16 protein-coding genes are annotated in these 14,812 nt (G+C 71.2%); 6 read left to right on the top strand and 10 right to left on the bottom strand.

Going from position 1 to position 14,812, the window contains the following annotated elements:
• Positions 1-2: 2 nt before the first annotated feature.
• Both rsrA and ELQ40_RS06490 read right to left on the bottom strand, forming a co-directional pair.
• Positions 3-263 (bottom strand): mycothiol system anti-sigma-R factor, encoded by a 261-nt coding sequence (gene rsrA, locus ELQ40_RS06495; protein WP_127792953.1) that lies wholly within the window; start codon positions 261-263, stop codon positions 3-5.
• Complete coding sequence (locus ELQ40_RS06490; RefSeq protein ID WP_205649443.1) at positions 260-898, bottom strand: sigma-70 family RNA polymerase sigma factor; 639 nt, start codon at positions 896-898, stop codon at positions 260-262. Before ELQ40_RS06490 ends, rsrA begins: the two co-directional genes overlap by 4 nt.
• A gap of 120 nt (positions 899-1,018) precedes the next feature.
• On the opposite strand from ELQ40_RS06490, the gene aroA reads away from it, so the two are divergent.
• From aroA to bcp, 3 genes are read left to right on the top strand one after another with little or no spacing between them, the layout of a single operon-like run.
• Complete coding sequence (gene aroA, locus ELQ40_RS06485) at positions 1,019-2,377, top strand: 3-phosphoshikimate 1-carboxyvinyltransferase (RefSeq protein WP_127792951.1); 1,359 nt, start codon at positions 1,019-1,021, stop codon at positions 2,375-2,377.
• Complete coding sequence (gene rsgA, locus ELQ40_RS06480; RefSeq protein WP_127792950.1) at positions 2,374-3,453, top strand: ribosome small subunit-dependent GTPase A; 1,080 nt, start codon at positions 2,374-2,376, stop codon at positions 3,451-3,453. Before aroA ends, rsgA begins: the two co-directional genes overlap by 4 nt.
• Before the next feature lie 38 nt (positions 3,454-3,491).
• Complete coding sequence (gene bcp / locus ELQ40_RS06475) at positions 3,492-3,965, top strand: thioredoxin-dependent thiol peroxidase (protein ID WP_127792949.1); 474 nt, start codon at positions 3,492-3,494, stop codon at positions 3,963-3,965.
• Positions 3,966-4,014: 49 nt separating this feature from the next.
• On the opposite strand, the gene ELQ40_RS06470 is transcribed toward bcp, so the two are convergent.
• Positions 4,015-4,455: a hypothetical protein gene (locus tag ELQ40_RS06470; protein ID WP_240665975.1), complete on the bottom strand. Its 441-nt coding sequence runs from the start codon at positions 4,453-4,455 to the stop codon at positions 4,015-4,017.
• 208 nt (positions 4,456-4,663) lie between these two features.
• Here ELQ40_RS06470 and ELQ40_RS06465 point away from each other — a divergent pair, with 208 nt between their 5' ends.
• Positions 4,664-4,912, top strand: a complete 249-nt coding sequence (locus ELQ40_RS06465; RefSeq protein WP_022888365.1) for a WhiB family transcriptional regulator — start codon at positions 4,664-4,666, stop codon at positions 4,910-4,912.
• A 118-nt stretch (positions 4,913-5,030) separates the two neighbouring features.
• Here ELQ40_RS06465 and ELQ40_RS06460 read toward each other — a convergent pair whose 3' ends face one another.
• Genes ELQ40_RS06460 through ELQ40_RS06450 form a run of 3 tightly spaced genes read right to left on the bottom strand, consistent with a single transcriptional unit; the run spans position 5,031 to position 8,420 of the window.
• Positions 5,031-6,524: a sensor histidine kinase gene (locus tag ELQ40_RS06460; RefSeq protein WP_127795168.1), complete on the bottom strand. Its 1,494-nt coding sequence runs from the start codon at positions 6,522-6,524 to the stop codon at positions 5,031-5,033.
• Positions 6,508-7,791, bottom strand: coding sequence for a regulator (locus ELQ40_RS06455; RefSeq protein WP_127792948.1), 1,284 nt, complete (start codon positions 7,789-7,791; stop codon positions 6,508-6,510). Before ELQ40_RS06455 ends, ELQ40_RS06460 begins: the two co-directional genes overlap by 17 nt.
• Positions 7,788-8,420 carry a hypothetical protein gene (locus ELQ40_RS06450; protein ID WP_127792947.1) on the bottom strand — a complete coding sequence of 211 codons (633 nt, stop codon included), beginning with the start codon at positions 8,418-8,420 and terminating at the stop codon, positions 7,788-7,790. Before ELQ40_RS06450 ends, ELQ40_RS06455 begins: the two co-directional genes overlap by 4 nt.
• Positions 8,421-8,534: 114 nt before the next feature.
• On the opposite strand from ELQ40_RS06450, the gene ELQ40_RS06445 reads away from it, so the two are divergent.
• Complete coding sequence (locus ELQ40_RS06445; protein WP_127792946.1) at positions 8,535-8,828, top strand: helix-turn-helix domain-containing protein; 294 nt, start codon at positions 8,535-8,537, stop codon at positions 8,826-8,828.
• 39 nt (positions 8,829-8,867) lie between these two features.
• Here ELQ40_RS06445 and ELQ40_RS06440 read toward each other — a convergent pair whose 3' ends face one another.
• The gene (locus ELQ40_RS06440; protein ID WP_127792945.1) at positions 8,868-9,461 is read right to left on the bottom strand and encodes a hypothetical protein; all 594 of its coding nucleotides are present in this window, start codon (positions 9,459-9,461) and stop codon (positions 8,868-8,870) included.
• Between the two features lie 177 nt (positions 9,462-9,638).
• On the opposite strand from ELQ40_RS06440, the gene ELQ40_RS06435 reads away from it, so the two are divergent.
• Positions 9,639-10,082 carry an Rv3235 family protein gene (locus ELQ40_RS06435; RefSeq protein ID WP_240665974.1) on the top strand — a complete coding sequence of 148 codons (444 nt, stop codon included), beginning with the start codon at positions 9,639-9,641 and terminating at the stop codon, positions 10,080-10,082.
• A gap of 84 nt (positions 10,083-10,166) precedes the next feature.
• Here ELQ40_RS06435 and secA read toward each other — a convergent pair whose 3' ends face one another.
• The 3 genes from secA to ELQ40_RS06420 form a co-directional block, all read right to left on the bottom strand.
• Positions 10,167-12,962: a preprotein translocase subunit SecA gene (secA, locus tag ELQ40_RS06430; RefSeq protein WP_127792944.1), complete on the bottom strand. Its 2,796-nt coding sequence runs from the start codon at positions 12,960-12,962 to the stop codon at positions 10,167-10,169.
• A 228-nt stretch (positions 12,963-13,190) separates the two neighbouring features.
• The gene (gene hpf, locus ELQ40_RS06425) at positions 13,191-13,886 is read right to left on the bottom strand and encodes a ribosome hibernation-promoting factor, HPF/YfiA family (protein ID WP_127792943.1); all 696 of its coding nucleotides are present in this window, start codon (positions 13,884-13,886) and stop codon (positions 13,191-13,193) included.
• Between the two features lie 91 nt (positions 13,887-13,977).
• Complete coding sequence (locus ELQ40_RS06420; RefSeq protein WP_127792942.1) at positions 13,978-14,733, bottom strand: ComF family protein; 756 nt, start codon at positions 14,731-14,733, stop codon at positions 13,978-13,980.
• Between the last annotated feature and the right edge of the window lie 79 nt (positions 14,734-14,812).

Genomic DNA, 14,812 nt, shown 5'->3' with positions numbered 1-14,812 from the left:
GTTCAGAGCCCTTCGGCGATCACCCGGTGCGACTGCACCTCGCGGATGCGCGTGAGCACGATCGCGCGCAGTTCCTCGGGGGCGTTCTCGCGGCAGGCCCGCTGCACCACCTCGGTGATGGTGATGCCGACCCGCAGTTCGCTCGAGCAGTCGGCGCAGTTGTCGACGTGCATGCGGATGTCCGCCGCGTCCTCGCTGCACAGTTCGTTGTGCAGGTACTCCTCGAGTTCGGCGCGCGCCTTCTCGCAGCCGCAGTCCTTCATTTCGCGCTCCTCGCGGTTCGGGTCGCCCGCTCCGCGACGGCGAAGCCCTGTTCGCGTGCGTAGTCGGCGAGGGATTCGCGAAGCAGCCGCCGGCCACGGTGCAGGCGGCTCATCACGGTCCCGATGGGGGTGTTCATCATGTCGGCGATCTCCTGGTAGGAGAAGCCCTCGACGTCCGCGAGGTACACGGCCAGTCGGAAGTCCTCGGGCAGCGCCTGCAGCGCATCCTTCACCGCGCTGTCGGGGAGGTGGTCGATCGCCTCCGCCTCGGCCGAACGACTCGACATCGCGGTCGTCGACTGGGCCCCGCCCAGCTGCCAGTCCTCGAGCTCGTCGATCGCGCTCTGGTACGGCTCGCGCTGCTTCTTGCGGTAGGTGTTGATGAAGGCGTTCGTGAGGATGCGGTACAGCCACGCCTTGAGGTTCGTGCCCTGCGTGAACTGCCCGAACGCGGCGAACGCCTTCACGAACGTCTCCTGCACGAGGTCCTGCGCATCCGCGGGGTTCTTGGTCATGCGGAGCGCGGCGGCGTACAGCTGGTCGAGGTACGGCAGGGCCTGCTCCTCGAACAGTTCGTCGAGGGGGCGCTGCGCCTCGGCCTCGTCCCCGGATGCATCGATCTGATCGGCAGTCATCACCGGCCATACTAGGCGGTCGTCGACCGCACCCTCCCCGACCGTCGCCGGACGTTCCAAGACCGCGTGCGTCATGCGCATCGTCTCCTTCCACTCGCCGAGCGCTACTGTTGATAACCGATGCAGATTTCGAGGTATTCCGCGCCAGAGTTCGATCCGTACGGCGACCAGCGCCAAACGGACACCGACGACGGATGGCTCGCGCCCGTCGCGACGGCGCCACTCGAGGCATCCCTCTCGCTGCCGGGATCGAAATCGCTCACGAACCGCGAGCTCGTGCTCGCCGCGCTGGCCGACGGCCCGTCGGTGCTGCGCGCCCCGCTCTGGTCGCGCGACAGCGAGCTCATGATCGAGGCGCTCCGGGCGCTCGGCACCGGCATCGAACCGGTCTCCGGCGACGGCGAGTACGGCCCCGACCTCCGGATCACGCCTGCCGCCGAGCTCACCGGGTCGACCACGATCGACTGCGGCCTCGCCGGCACGGTCATGCGCTTCCTGCCTCCCGTCGCCGCGCTCGCCCTCGGACCCACGACGTTCGACGGCGACGAGTACGCACGCAAGCGGCCGATGTCCGGCGTCGTCGAGGGGCTGCACGGACTCGCCGTCGACCTCGACGACGACGGCCGCAGGACCCTGCCGTTCACCGTGCACGGCACGGGCCGCGTCGCGGGTGGCGCACTCGAGATCGACGCCTCGGCGTCGAGCCAGTTCGTGTCGGCGCTGCTGCTGTCGGCCGCGCGCTTCGACGCCGGACTCGACCTCCGCCATGTCGGCGATCGCGTGCCCAGCGCCCCGCACATCGAGATGACGATCGCGACGCTCGCCGCGCGCGGGGTCGAGGTGCGCACCCCGGAGGCCGGACGCTGGATCGTCGAGGCCGGCCCGATCCGGGCGATCGACGTCGACATCGAACCGGACCTCTCGAACGCAGCACCCTTCCTCATCGCCGCCCTCGTCGCGGGCGGCACGGTCGCCGTCACCGGCTGGCCCGCCGTGACCACGCAGGTCGGCGCGCAACTGATCGACCTCCTGCCGAGGTTCGGCGCCGAGGTCGAGCTCGACGGCGACCGGCTCACGGTGCGCGGCGGCGGCGTCGACGGAGGCATCCGGGGCGTCGACCTCGATCTCTCCGAGGCCGGCGAACTGGCGCCCAACCTCGTCGCGCTGGCCGCCCTCGCGAACACCCCGAGCCGAATCACGGGGATCGGCCACATCCGCCACCACGAGACGGACCGCCTCGCGGCGCTCGCGACCGAGATCAACGGCCTCGGCGGACACGTCACCGAGCTCGAAGACGGCCTGCTCGTCGAACCCGCACCGCTGCGCGGCGGCGCCTGGCGCGCCTATGCCGACCACCGCATGGCGACGTCCGGCGCGATCCTCGGCCTCGCCGTGCCGGGCGTCGTCGTCGACGACATCGGCACCACGTCGAAGACCCTCCCCCAGTTCCCGCAGCTCTGGGAGCGGCTGCTGGCATGAGCTGGTGGGACACGGACGACGACGAGGACGAGCCCGAGTACGACGAGGCCGACGTCCGGATCCGTCCGAACCGCCGCGGCAGCCGACCGCGGACCAAGGTGCGCCCCGAGCACGCCGACGCCGTGACCGGCACCGTGCTCGGCGTCGACCGGGGCCGCTACGCCGTGCTGCTCGACGAGGGCGGTGACGAGGAGCGCGAAGTCGTCGCCGCCCGGGCCAGCGAGCTGCGACGCAAGTCCGTCGTCACCGGCGACCGGGTCGATCTCGTCGGCGACACGAGCGGTGAGCCCGGCACCCTGTCGCGGATCGTCCGGGTCGGCGACCGGACGACGCTCCTTCGGCGCAGCGCCGACGACACCGACGAGGTCGAGCGCGTCATCGTGGCGAACGCCGATCGCATGCTGATCGTCATCGCGGCAGCGAACCCCGAACCGCGCACGCGACTCGTCGACCGCTACCTCGTCGCCGCCTACGACGCCGGCATCGAGCCGCTGCTGTGCGTCACCAAGACCGACCTCGCCGACCCGGCGCCGTTCCTCGAGAACTTCGCCGGGCTCGAGATCCCGGTGTTCCTCAGCGGATCCAGCCGGATGCCGCTGGATGCCGTCACCGACGCACTGGTCGGCCATCGCACGGTCTTCGTCGGCCACTCCGGCGTCGGCAAGTCGACGCTCGTCAATGCCCTCGTGCCGGGCGCCGACCGCGCCACCGGCCACGTCAACGCGGTCACGGGCCGCGGCAGGCACACCTCGTCGTCGACGGTGTCGTTGCGCCTCGAGGCGGGCGACCGACGCGGCTGGGTGATCGACACCCCCGGCGTCCGGTCGTTCGGGCTCGGCCACATCGACCCGGCGAACATCCTGCGTGCCTTCACCGACCTCGCCGCCGTCGCCGAGCGCTGCCCCCGCGGCTGCACCCACCTGCCCGACGCACCCGACTGCGCGATCGAGGAGGCCGTCGAGGCCGGTGAGCTCGGTGCGATCGGCCGGGCCAGGCTCGATTCACTCCAACGACTGCTGGCGACATTCGCCCCGGGCGTCGCCGGAGCCGCCGGTCGGACCGACGAGGGCGGCTGAGGCGCGTTGCTGATCCTCCGCCTGCCTACGATGGAGGTATGACCGACGCACGACTCGCCCCCGGCGACCTCGCCCCCGACTTCACGCTGACCGACCAGGACGGAACCCCCGTCTCGCTCTCCGGCCTGCGCGGCTCGAAGGTCGTGCTCTACTTCTACCCCGCGGCGATGACCCCCGGGTGCACCACCGAGGCGTGCGACTTCCGCGACAACCTGAACTCCTTCGCGGGTGCCGGCGTACGCGTCCTCGGCGTCTCGAAGGACGACGTCGACACCCTCAAGCGATTCGCCGAGCGCGACCGGTTGAACTTCACCCTGCTCTCCGACGCCGACCTCACGGTGCAGCAGGCGTACGGGACGTGGGGCGAGAAGTCGCTCTACGGCAAGATCGTCGTCGGCGCGATCCGCTCGACGTTCATCATCGGCGAGGACGGCCGGATCGAGAAGGCGCTCTACAACGTCAAGGCCACGGGACACGTCGCTCGCCTGCGGCGCGAACTCGGCCTCGACTGAGTCGGGTCGTCGAGTCCGATTCCACCGGCCGGGTCGTGACTGCCGCCGTTCAGTCCGCGGCGCGATCCGGCGCGTACGCGGTTCGGACCGACGGCCACAGCAGCAGCACGATGACCGCCGCCGAGGGCAGCAGCAGGGCCCAGCCCAGGTCGGGCCGCGCGAAGAGGCCCTGAAAGGCCCCGACCGCCACCGAGATCTGCAGGAACTGCCACACGATCGCCGCCGATCGCGACCAGTGGGCCCGACGCAGTGACGCGACCGCCACCGACGTCGTCCAGACGGCGCCGACCGCGGCGAGCACCGTGAGCGCGATCGCCGTCGCGTACGACGACGGTTCGAGCGCGAGCAGGTCGATCACCAGCCAGACGACCACGGCGATCATCACGGCCGCCTCCAGGAAGAGGAGGGCGGTCACTGCGGCGAGCGCCGCACGAGGCGTCGCGGATGCCGGCGAGTGCGCCGATCCCGGTTCGTCAGCCAACTGATTCACAGCGATATCCCATGCACGACTATTGATTCACCTTCCGCCCTATGACAACATTTATGAGGCCGAATTGATGCTCACAGGGACGTGAGCCGATCAGGTTCTGATCCTACTTCCCGAGATTCGGCTTTCCCCCCGCAACCGGCCGTGCAGACGGCGGCGTTCGCATGCGTGCGCCGGGGTTGCGACCCGAAAACAGCAAGGAGCATCTCACATGGATTGGCGCGACAAGGCCGCCTGCCTCACCGCTGACCCGGAACTCTTCTTCCCGGTCGGCAACACCGGTCCCGCCGTGGACCAGATCGAGAAGGCCAAGACGGTCTGCGCGCGCTGCACCGTGACCGAGATCTGCCTGCAGTACGCCCTCGAGACCGGTCAGGACTCGGGCGTCTGGGGTGGCCTCAGCGAGGACGAGCGCCGCGCGCTCAAGCGCCGCGCCGCCCGCGCCCGCCGCGCCGGCTGACGGAGAACCACCACGTTCCAGCGACGGATGCCCCGCCTCGGGGCATCCGTCGCTGCATGTCGGGGCACAGGACTCGCCCGCCCGTCATGACCGCCGCCGTGCGGCATCCGATCGGACGTCAGGCGTCGGCGATCCAGCGCAGCGGGATCTCGACGGTGACCTCGGTGCCGCGGCCGACGAGCGTGTGCCAGTCGATGGTGCCACTGAGCTCGCCCTGGATGAGCGTCCGCACGATCTGGGTGCCGAGCCCCTCGCCGACCTTCCCCTCCGGCAGCCCCGAACCGGTGTCGCGGACCCGGACGGTCAGCGTCTCATCGGTGCGCGAGGCGTTGACCTCGACGTCGCCTTCCTGGCCCGCGAGCCCGTGCTCGACGGCGTTGGTGACGAGCTCGGTCAGCGCGAGGGCGAGCGGCGTCGCGTAGGCGCTCGGCAGCACGCCGAACGTGCCCGTCTTCTTGGGGTGCGCGGTCGTGTTGTGCGCGGCGGCGACCTCGGCGACGAGCAGCAGCACGCGATCGAAGACCTCGTCGAAGTCGACGTTCTGCGCCACGCCCGTCGAGAGCGTGTCGTGCACGACCGCGATCGCCCCGACGCGGCGCATCGCCTGCGTCAGCGCGTCGCGCGCCTCGTCCGAGTGCGTGCGACGCGCCTGGATCCGGAGCAGGGACGCGACCGTCTGCAGGTTGTTCTTCACCCGGTGGTGGATCTCGCGGATCGTCGCGTCCTTGGTGATGAGCTCCTGCTCCTGGTGCCGGAGCTCGGTCACGTCGCGGATGAGCACGATCGCACCGATGCGTTCGCCGTGGTGACGGATCGGGATGGCGCGCAGCGAGACCGTGACCCCCCGCGCGTCGACCTCGGTGCGCCAGGGCGCCCGGCCGGTCACCACCAACGGCAGCGACTCGTCGACCACGAGCCTGCCGGCCAGCAGCGTCGTGGACACCTCGGCCAGCGACTGGCCCTCGAGCTCGTCGTCGAAGCCCATCCGGTTGAACGCCGACAACGCGTTCGGGCTCGCGAACGTGGTCGTCCCGTCGACGTCGAGCCGGATGAGCCCGTCGTTCGCTCGCGGCGCTCCACGCCTCGGGCCGGTCGGCGAACCGAGGTCGGGGAAGTCGCCCGACGCGATCATCTGGAACAGTTCGCTCGCGCAGTCGTTGAAGGTCAACTCCTGACGGCTGGGCGTGCGGGTCGCGCTGAGGTTCGTGTGCCGGGTGATGACCGCGACGGGCTCAGGGACGAGGCCGGTGCCCGTGGCGTTGGCTCGCCGCATCACCGGGACGGCGCGCATGCGCGTCGGCATCTCCTCGTACCAGTCGGGCGACGTCGAGTCGACGATGCGGGCCGTCGCGAAGGCCTCGTCGACGAGGTCGCGCCACTGCGGCCGGATCGACTGCCCGATGAAGTCCCGGTAGAACAGCGTCGCTGCGCTCGAGGGCCGGGCGTGCGCGACCGCGACGAAGTCGTCGTCGGCCGACGGCACCCACAGCACGATGTCGGCGAACGCGAGGTCGGCGAGCAATTGCAGGTCGCCGACCAGCATGTGGAGCCATTCGACATCGGCTTGGCCGCTGCGGCCCTGGGCCAGGACGAGTTCACTGAGCGTCGACACGACCTCCAGCGTAGTGCCGGGCATGCACCTGCTCGTCGCCGCGACGCCATGGCCCGAAGCCCCTCGCCCGCCGATCGGGCACGGGTGCGAGTCGTTCGAGCGCGTAGTCGCGGATCGACGTTCGCAGCGGCGAGCGGGAGGCCGCCTCGCGGAGGGTGCGCGCCGTCAGGATGGCCGAGTCCGCCGCTCGTCCGTCGTGGGGCAGCATCGTGACCTCCGAGATGCCCGCGAACCGTCGCATGGTCTGCCGGATCTGCCCGTGCGCGTCGATGCCGAGCGCACTGCTGCGCACCCGGTTCACGATGACGTCCACGCCGTCCGGCGGAACGTGCTCGAGCAGCTCGGCATGGCCGCGGAGGAGACGCGAGAGCCCGACCGGGTCGGCGATCCCGACCGCCACGACGCGATCGGCCGCGGCGAGCGCCGCGAAGGTCGCCGCGTTCCGGCGCGGGGCGAACTCATCGCTGGTGAGTTCTTCGTCGCGCTCGAGGCTGAACCCGGTGTCGACGACGACGTACTCCGCCCACGCACGCAGGGCCGCGAGCGTGGCCTCCACCCGCTGCTCCGTGAGCTCGGGCCATCGGCTCGGCCCGACGAGACCGGTCAACACGTCGAACGACGCGCGCGGCGCGGTGTGGCGTTGCACGAGCCGCTCGAACTCCGTGCGGTCGAACGCGCCCGCGCCCGCGAGACGGCAAGCCGCGGCGAATCCCGGCGCCTCGTCGAGCAGTCCGAGCGCTGCGGCGACGGTGCCGCCGTACGGATCGCCGTCGACGAGCACGACCCGATGACCGGCCGCGGCGAGTTCCGCGGCGAGGTTGATCGAGACGAGCGTGCGCCCCGGTGCTCCGGCCGGCCCCCAGACCGCGACGACCGCGGGTCGGCCGTCGTCGGCCGGCGCCGGCCGTTCGGCGATCCGCGACGGCACCTGGACGCCACCCGACACCAGACGCTCGATCTCGTGCCACGGCGTCCGGTCGTCGAGGATCTCGTGGAGTCCCAGGCCCGCGGCCGCCGCCCGATCGCGATCGTCGGCGGCCAGCGCGATCAACCGCACGCCGCGCTCGTCGCAGGCGGACAGCAGCTCGGCGCTGAGCGTACCCCGTCCCGCGCCGACGAGCACGACCTCCGGCGAGACACGATCGAGGCAATCGACCACGTCGCGCCATCCGATCAGGCGCGCGGTGATCACGTGGCCCGCCTCGACGAGGTCGGCGAGTAGTCGATCCTCGACCGCCGCGTCGAGCGCGAGGGCGAGCCGCGTCATCGGTCGGCGCGGCCCGGCTGGGCGCCGACGACGTCGACGGCATCGCCTGCGGCGAGCGCCTGGAGGACTGCGGCGACCTTCGCGCGCGGTACGAGGAGCTCGATCGAGAGGTCGCCGCCGGCCACCGCGCCCTCCGGCTCGAGGACGGCGGAGATCTCCGCGTCGGGCACGAGGACGCTCGGCGGCTCGAAGGTCTGCTGGTCGACCCGCTTGGCCGTCCACACGTCCACCCGGTCGCCCGGGCCGGCATCTCCCGGGACGGCCCCTCGGACGGGCACGACGAGGGTCGCGAGGTCGGATGCCTCCCGTTCGGCGACGGCCGACCGCGGTAGGAGCTCTCCGGCCTCGATCGTCCGCGTCGTGAACGCGCCCGACTCGGGCAGGTCACCCGGGACGACGTACCGCTCCGCGGCCGCGCCGAGGCGGACGGAGACCTCGACGAGGTCGGATGCCTCGAGCCGGGTACCGGTCGGCACGGACTCGGCCACGGCGTACACCCGCGTCGTGGTGTCGAGGCCGTCGACGAGCGCCCACACGCCCACCGACGAACCGGCCACGAGTAGCAGCCCGAGCGCGAGCCTCGGGTCGATCCGGAGTGCGCCGCGGTCGCGCCGGCCTGCACGTTGCATGGTGCTCCTTCCGTCGGGTCGTCCGACGGGTCCATGGTGGTGCGAACCCGGGAGGCTCCCGTGAAGTTATCCACATCGACCGGCCCGTCGCGGCGGACGACGCATAATCGAGGGATGACGGGTCGAGCTGCGCGCGAGGTGGGACGCTTCCTGTCCGTCGCCGATGCCGCGGACCTGCTGGCGGTCGACGTGCCCGTCGTCGACGGCCTGATCCGTTCGGGCGAGCTGCCGGCCATCCGCGTCGGGCAGTCCGGCCCGTGGCGGATCGAGCGCACGCAGCTCGAGTTGTGGATCCAGGACCGCTACGAGGATGCCCGTCGTGGATCGATCTGGGACGAGGGCGAGTTCTCGGCGCTGCTCGACCTCTCCCCCGCCGGCAGCGTGACGCGGCTGCGGCCCGTCGACTGATCGGCGACCGAACGTCGCCGCGCGGGTGCGACGCCCGCCTCAATCGTGGGTGACCAACCGGATCGCGTGCATCGGGAGGATCCGGTAGCCCTGCACGTTGCCCGCACGCCGCGGCAGGCCCTCCTCGTGCAGGGCGAGGTCGACGTGATCCCTGGCGACCCGGTCGAGGGTCCCGTGGAAGCGCCCGTCGTCGGTCGACACCGTGACAGCCGCCCGACGCCGTGCGAGGTCGCGAAGCACGAACGGCAAGGGAATCCGGTCGGAGATCGCGGGCGACGGCTCCGTGCCGCGGCCGAGGCTGGACTCCACCTGCTCCCGCTCGGGCAGGATCGCCGCGATCGACCCGACCGGGAGCACGCATCCGCCGGGCTGACGCGAGTCGACCAGCTCCGCGGTCATCCAGTCCGCCCCGAACGAGATCGGGCGCACCTGGAGGATCTCTCCCCCTCGCAGCTGCACCCGGATCGCTCGGGCAGGACGACCCGACCCGAGCGACATCGCCACGAGGCGGTCGCGGAGCGTCAGCCGGCTGAGGCGGAGCCGCTCCTCCTCGAGCGCGAGGGACCGCTCCTCGGCCTCGTGCTCGCGGTCGAGCTGCGAGCCGAGATCGTCGAAGAGCCGGTCCCACCGCATGGAGCGACCGTAGCTTCGGCGAGCCTCGGGCGCGCTCGGGTTCTCCACAGGGGAGGAGTACCCCTTGACAGCGAAACGGACCGGCAAATACCGTTCCCTCAGGATCCCCGGCACCCCCCGTTCACGGGACGATCCTCGCGGGCCCGAACCCCGTGTCCCCCTACAGGAGATCGACCGATGACCGCTGTGTCCACCGCGCTCGCCGCGCGCGTCGCTTCCGCCCCCCGTTCCCGCTTCGACGCCGACGAGTACTTCGCACGGCAGCGCTCCGCGCGCAGCGAACTGCCCGATCCGGAGGCCGTGCTCAGCAGCCTCACGCACTGCGCGCTCGAGGCGCTCGCGGGCGCTCGCGACCTGGAGCAGCTCGCCCGCTGGGTGACCGACGACGTCTACCGTGGCCTGCAGAAGCGCGCGGTGCTCGCGTCGCGCGCACGTCGCGCACGTGGTGCGAGCGCACAGCGCCCCGTGTTCACGATCGGCCGGATCCACCGCAGCGAACCCGCAGACGGCGTCGTCGAGGCCGTCATCATGGTCCACCAGCGTCACCGTTCGCGAGCGGTCGCGATCCGCCTGGAGGGGCTCGACGGTCGCTGGCGCGCGAGCGCGATCACCGTGCTCTGACCACCGGAGCGTCCACCGGCACGAGAGACGGCCCGGGCATCCGCCCGGGCCGTCTCTCGTTGCAGCGTGCGCCTGCGCGCGCGATCAGCGCCCGCCGCGCTCCTGCGCCCGCCGCTGCGCCCGATTCTGCGGCTCCTCGCCGGCCGGGGCATCCGTCGACTGGCCGAACGCACCGCGCTGCGCCGGTGCAGTCTGCTGCGGCTGCTGCGATTGCGCGACCGCGCGGCGCGCGCGCTGCGTCGCGGCCTGCTGCACCTGACCGCGCTGATTGCGGACCTCGACGCCGCCCGAGTCGCTCGGCGCCGAGTAGCTGAGCTTGTCCTCCGAGGCGCCCTGCTGGCCGAGCCCCTTCGCGGCGATCGTCGGCGCGGCGCCGCCGGTCGGAGCCACCTCGACCTCGAGGTTGAACAGGAACCCGACGGTCTCCTCGCGGATGGACCCCATCATCTGCTGGAACATCGCGTACCCCTCGCGCTGGTACTCGACCAACGGGTCGCGCTGCGCCATCGCGCGCAGGCCGATGCCGTCCTTCAGGTAGTCCATCTCGTAGAGGTGATCGCGCCAGCGACGGTCGATCACCGAGAGCACGACCCGGCGCTCGAGCTCGCGCATCGCGGGACTGCCGAGCTGCTCCTCGCGGCGCTGGTACGCCAGCTTCGCGTCGGAGACGATCTCGCGACGGATGAAGTCGCGGTTCACGCGGCCCTTCTCGCCGGCCTCGGCGACGACCTCGTCGATCGTGATCCCGATCGGGTAGAGCGTCTTGAGCTCGGTCCACAGCGCGTCGAAGTCCCACTCGTCGGGGCTGCCCTCGGCGGTGTGCTCGTCGAGCACCTCGTCGATGACGTCGTCGAGGAACTTCTGCGTGCGCTCGTGCAGGTCGTCGCCCTCGAGGATGTGCCGACGGTCGGTGTAGATCGCCTCGCGCTGGCGGTTGAGGACGTCGTCGTACTTCAGCACGTTCTTGCGGATCTCGGCGTTGCGCGCCTCGACCTGCGACTGCGCCGAACGGATGGCGCGGGTGACGACCTTCGACTCGATGGCCACGTCGTCCGGCACGCCGCGCGACATCAGGCTCTCGGCCGCGCCGGCGTTGAACAGGCGCATGAGGTCGTCGGTGAGCGAGAGGTAGAAGCGGCTCTCACCGGGGTCGCCCTGACGGCCGGAACGACCACGGAGCTGGTTGTCGATGCGGCGCGACTCGTGGCGCTCGGTGCCGAGCACGTAGAGCCCGCCCGCCGCGGAGACCTTCTCGGCCTCGCCGCCGACCTCGGCCTTGACCGCGTCGAACACCTCGTCCCAGGCGGCCTCGTACTCGTCGGGGGTGTCGACCGGCGAGAGTCCGCGCTCGTGCATCTTCTGGGTCGCGATGAACTCGGCGTTGCCGCCGAGCATGATGTCCGTTCCGCGGCCCGCCATGTTGGTCGCCACGGTGACCGCACCGTACCGGCCGGCCTGGGCGACGATCGCCGCCTCGCGCGCGTGGTTCTTGGCGTTCAGCACCTCGTGCCGCACGCCCTTCTTCGCGAGCAGCCGCGACAGGTACTCGCTCTTCTCGACGCTCGTGGTGCCGACGAGGACGGGCTGGCCCGCCGCGTGACGCTCCACGATGTCCTCGACGACCTGCGCGAACTTCGCCTCCTCGTTCTTGTAGACGAGGTCGGGCTGGTCGATGCGGACCATCGGCCGGTTCGTCGGGATCGGCACCACGCCCAGCTTGTAGGTCGCCATGAACTCGGCGGCCTCGGTCTCGGCGGTGCCGGTCATGCCGGAGAGCTTGTCGTAGAGGCGGAAGTAGTTCTGCAGCGTGACGGTCGCGAGGGTCTGGTTCTCGGCCTTGACCTGCACGCCCTCCTTCGCCTCGATCGCCTGGTGGATGCCCTCGTTGTAGCGGCGACCGACGAGGATGCGGCCGGTGTGCTCGTCGACGATCAGCACCTCGCCGTTCATGACGACGTAGTCCTTGTCGCGCTTGAACAGGGCGTTCGCCTTGATGGAGTTGTTGAGGAAGGAGATCAGCGGCGTGTTCGCCGACTCGTAGAGGTTGTCGATGCCGAGGTAGTCCTCGACCTTCGCGATGCCGGGCTCGAGCACGCCGACGGTGCGCTTCTTCTCGTCGACCTCGTAGTCCTCGCCCGCGACGAGGCGCTGCGCGAGGCGGGCGAACTCGGTGAACCAGCGGTTGGCCTCGCCGGACGCGGGGCCCGAGATGATCAGCGGGGTGCGCGCCTCGTCGATGAGGATCGAGTCGACCTCGTCGACGATCGCGAACGCGTGGCCGCGCTGCACCATGTCGGTGGCCTGCCAGGCCATGTTGTCGCGGAGGTAGTCGAAGCCGAACTCGTTGTTCGTGCCGTAGGTGATATCGGCCGCGTACTGCTCGCGCCGCTGCGCCGGAGTCTGCCCGGCGAGGATGCATCCGGTCGTCATGCCCAGCGCGCGGAACACGCGGCCCATGAGCTCGGACTGGTAGCTCGCGAGGAAGTCGTTGACGGTGATGACGTGCACGCCGCGGCTGGTGAGCGCGTTGAGATAGGCCGCCGTCGTCGCCACGAGCGTCTTGCCCTCGCCGGTGCGCATCTCCGCGATGTTGCCCAGGTGCAGCGCCGCGCCGCCCATGAGCTGCACGTCGAAGTGGCGCAGGCCGATCGTACGGCTCGACGCCTCCCTGACGGCCGCGAACGCCTCGGGCAGCAGGTCGTCGAGGGATTCCCCGCTCGCGTAGCGCTCTCGCAGCTCGACGGTCTCGTGCTTCAGTTCCTCGTCGCTGAGGTCCTTGAAGTCGTCCTCGAGGGCGTTGATGGCCTTGGCGTAGTTCTCGAGCCGCTTCAGGGTTCGGCCCTCGCCGACGCGAAGGACCTTTTCCAGAATCGAAGCCACGAATGCTCTCCTGTCATCGTCGGGCGCCCGGGCCTCGGATCAGCCGGGCGCACCGCAAGCCGCCTGGGTGCAGACGGACATAGTAGCCATGCTAGCGGGAGGCAGGCTGGCAGAAGCCCCGGCGGGGACATCGGTGGATGCCTCCCGCCGGGGCTCCCGGCATCGGTTCGCGCGGCTCGGCGCGCTGGCCCGACCGCCGCCCGTCAGGCGCCGGTCAGGCGCCGGAACTCAGGCCGTCAGGCGTTCCCTGGCGCCGGAGGGCTCCCCCACGGACTCGCCGTTCTCGTCGAGCCCGATCAATCCGTAGTCCCAGCCCTTGCGCCGGTAGACCACGCTGGGGCGGCCGGTCTCCTGGTCGACGAAGAGGTAGAAGTCGTGTCCGACCAGTTCCATGAAGTAGAGCGCGTCGTCGACGGTCATCGGTGTCGAGGCGAAGACCTTCCGCCGGATCACGACGGGGCAGTAGACGTCCTCCTCCTCGTGCGCCTCCTCCTGGACCACCGGGATGCTGCCCGTGCGCACGGCCTCGAGCACCTCGACGCCTGCGGCCTGCACACCGACGCCGCTGAAGCCGTCGTCCGCGGCCTCGCGGAGCGAGGTGGGGCGTCGCGCGCTGCCGCGGTGGACCTTGCGGCGGTCCTTCGCGCGGCGGATGCGCTCGAGCAGGCGCCCGAGCGCGACGTCGAACGCGGCGTACTTGTCGGAGCCGTCTGCTTCGGCCCTGACGACGGGACCACGACCGACGAGCGTGAGCTCGACGCGGTCAGGTCCGGGGTTGCCGTTCTTCTCGTTGTGCCTCGACAGCTTCACGTCGAAGGAGATCGCGCGATCGTTGAGATGGCTCACTTTCTCTGCCTTCTCAGCGACGTAGGCGCGGAAGCGATCGGTCACCCCGATGTTGCGTCCGACGATGTTCAGTTCCATGACGACCTCCATCCACCGGCGTGTCACCCGGATCTGAAGGGTGGTTCGACCACGCCTGTCCTGTCACGGTACGCCGGATGCCCCCGGCTTGTCACGAAGTGTTTCCGGGGTATTCGCTGAGTGTGTCCGGTGCACCGGAACGACGGGGGGTCTGCGCGGCGACCGCGGCGCCGACGACCTCGGCGCCGGCCCGGCGGAGCGCCCGCACGGCCTCCGCGACCGTCGACCCGGTGGTGAGCACGTCGTCGACCACGAGGAACCGGCGACCGTCGAGCGGATGCCTCGCCGCGAGGCCCCCGGCCGCGTTCGCCCTGCGCTCGGTCGCGCCGAGCGCAGCCTGGTCGAGCCGGACCCCGACCTGCCGGAGCACGGGTGCCGAGCGCAACCCCGCCGCGGCGAGCATCCGCGGCACGGGACGATAGCCCCTCGCCCGCAGGGCTTCGGCGGTCGACGGAATCGTGCAGAGCTCGACCGTCCCGTGCATCGCACCGCGCCCGCTCCGGACGCCGGGAGCGCACCCGGGGGTCGGCGCGGCCTCGGCGAGCGCGGCCCCCATCGCGGCCGCCAGCGCACGGCCCAGCGGCTCGATCGCATCGGTGCGACCGCCGTCCTTCGCCGCGCCGATCACCCGCGCGACCACGCCGCCGTACTCGAGCGCGGCCCACACCCGGACTCCGGATCGCTCGACGGGGTGCGGACGGGGCGTGAGCAGCAGTCGGCATCCGTCGCAGAGCGCGAGGTCGGGTGCGGAGCATCCGACGCACGTCACCGGCAGCAGGAGCGCCGCGGCGGCGCCGACGGCGCGACGCACGGCGTGCGATCTGGACCCGGGATGCGGTGGCGTCACGCGCCGATCATCGCAGCGGGACCATCGCCGTCGGCGGCCGATCGGGTGGCCGGGTACATCGTCGACGCCCGGGCGCCGT

This window comes from Agromyces sp. LHK192, assembly GCF_004006235.1.
GTDB lineage: Bacteria > Actinomycetota > Actinomycetes > Actinomycetales > Microbacteriaceae > Agromyces.
This window is presented reverse-complemented; position numbering and strand designations above follow the sequence as displayed.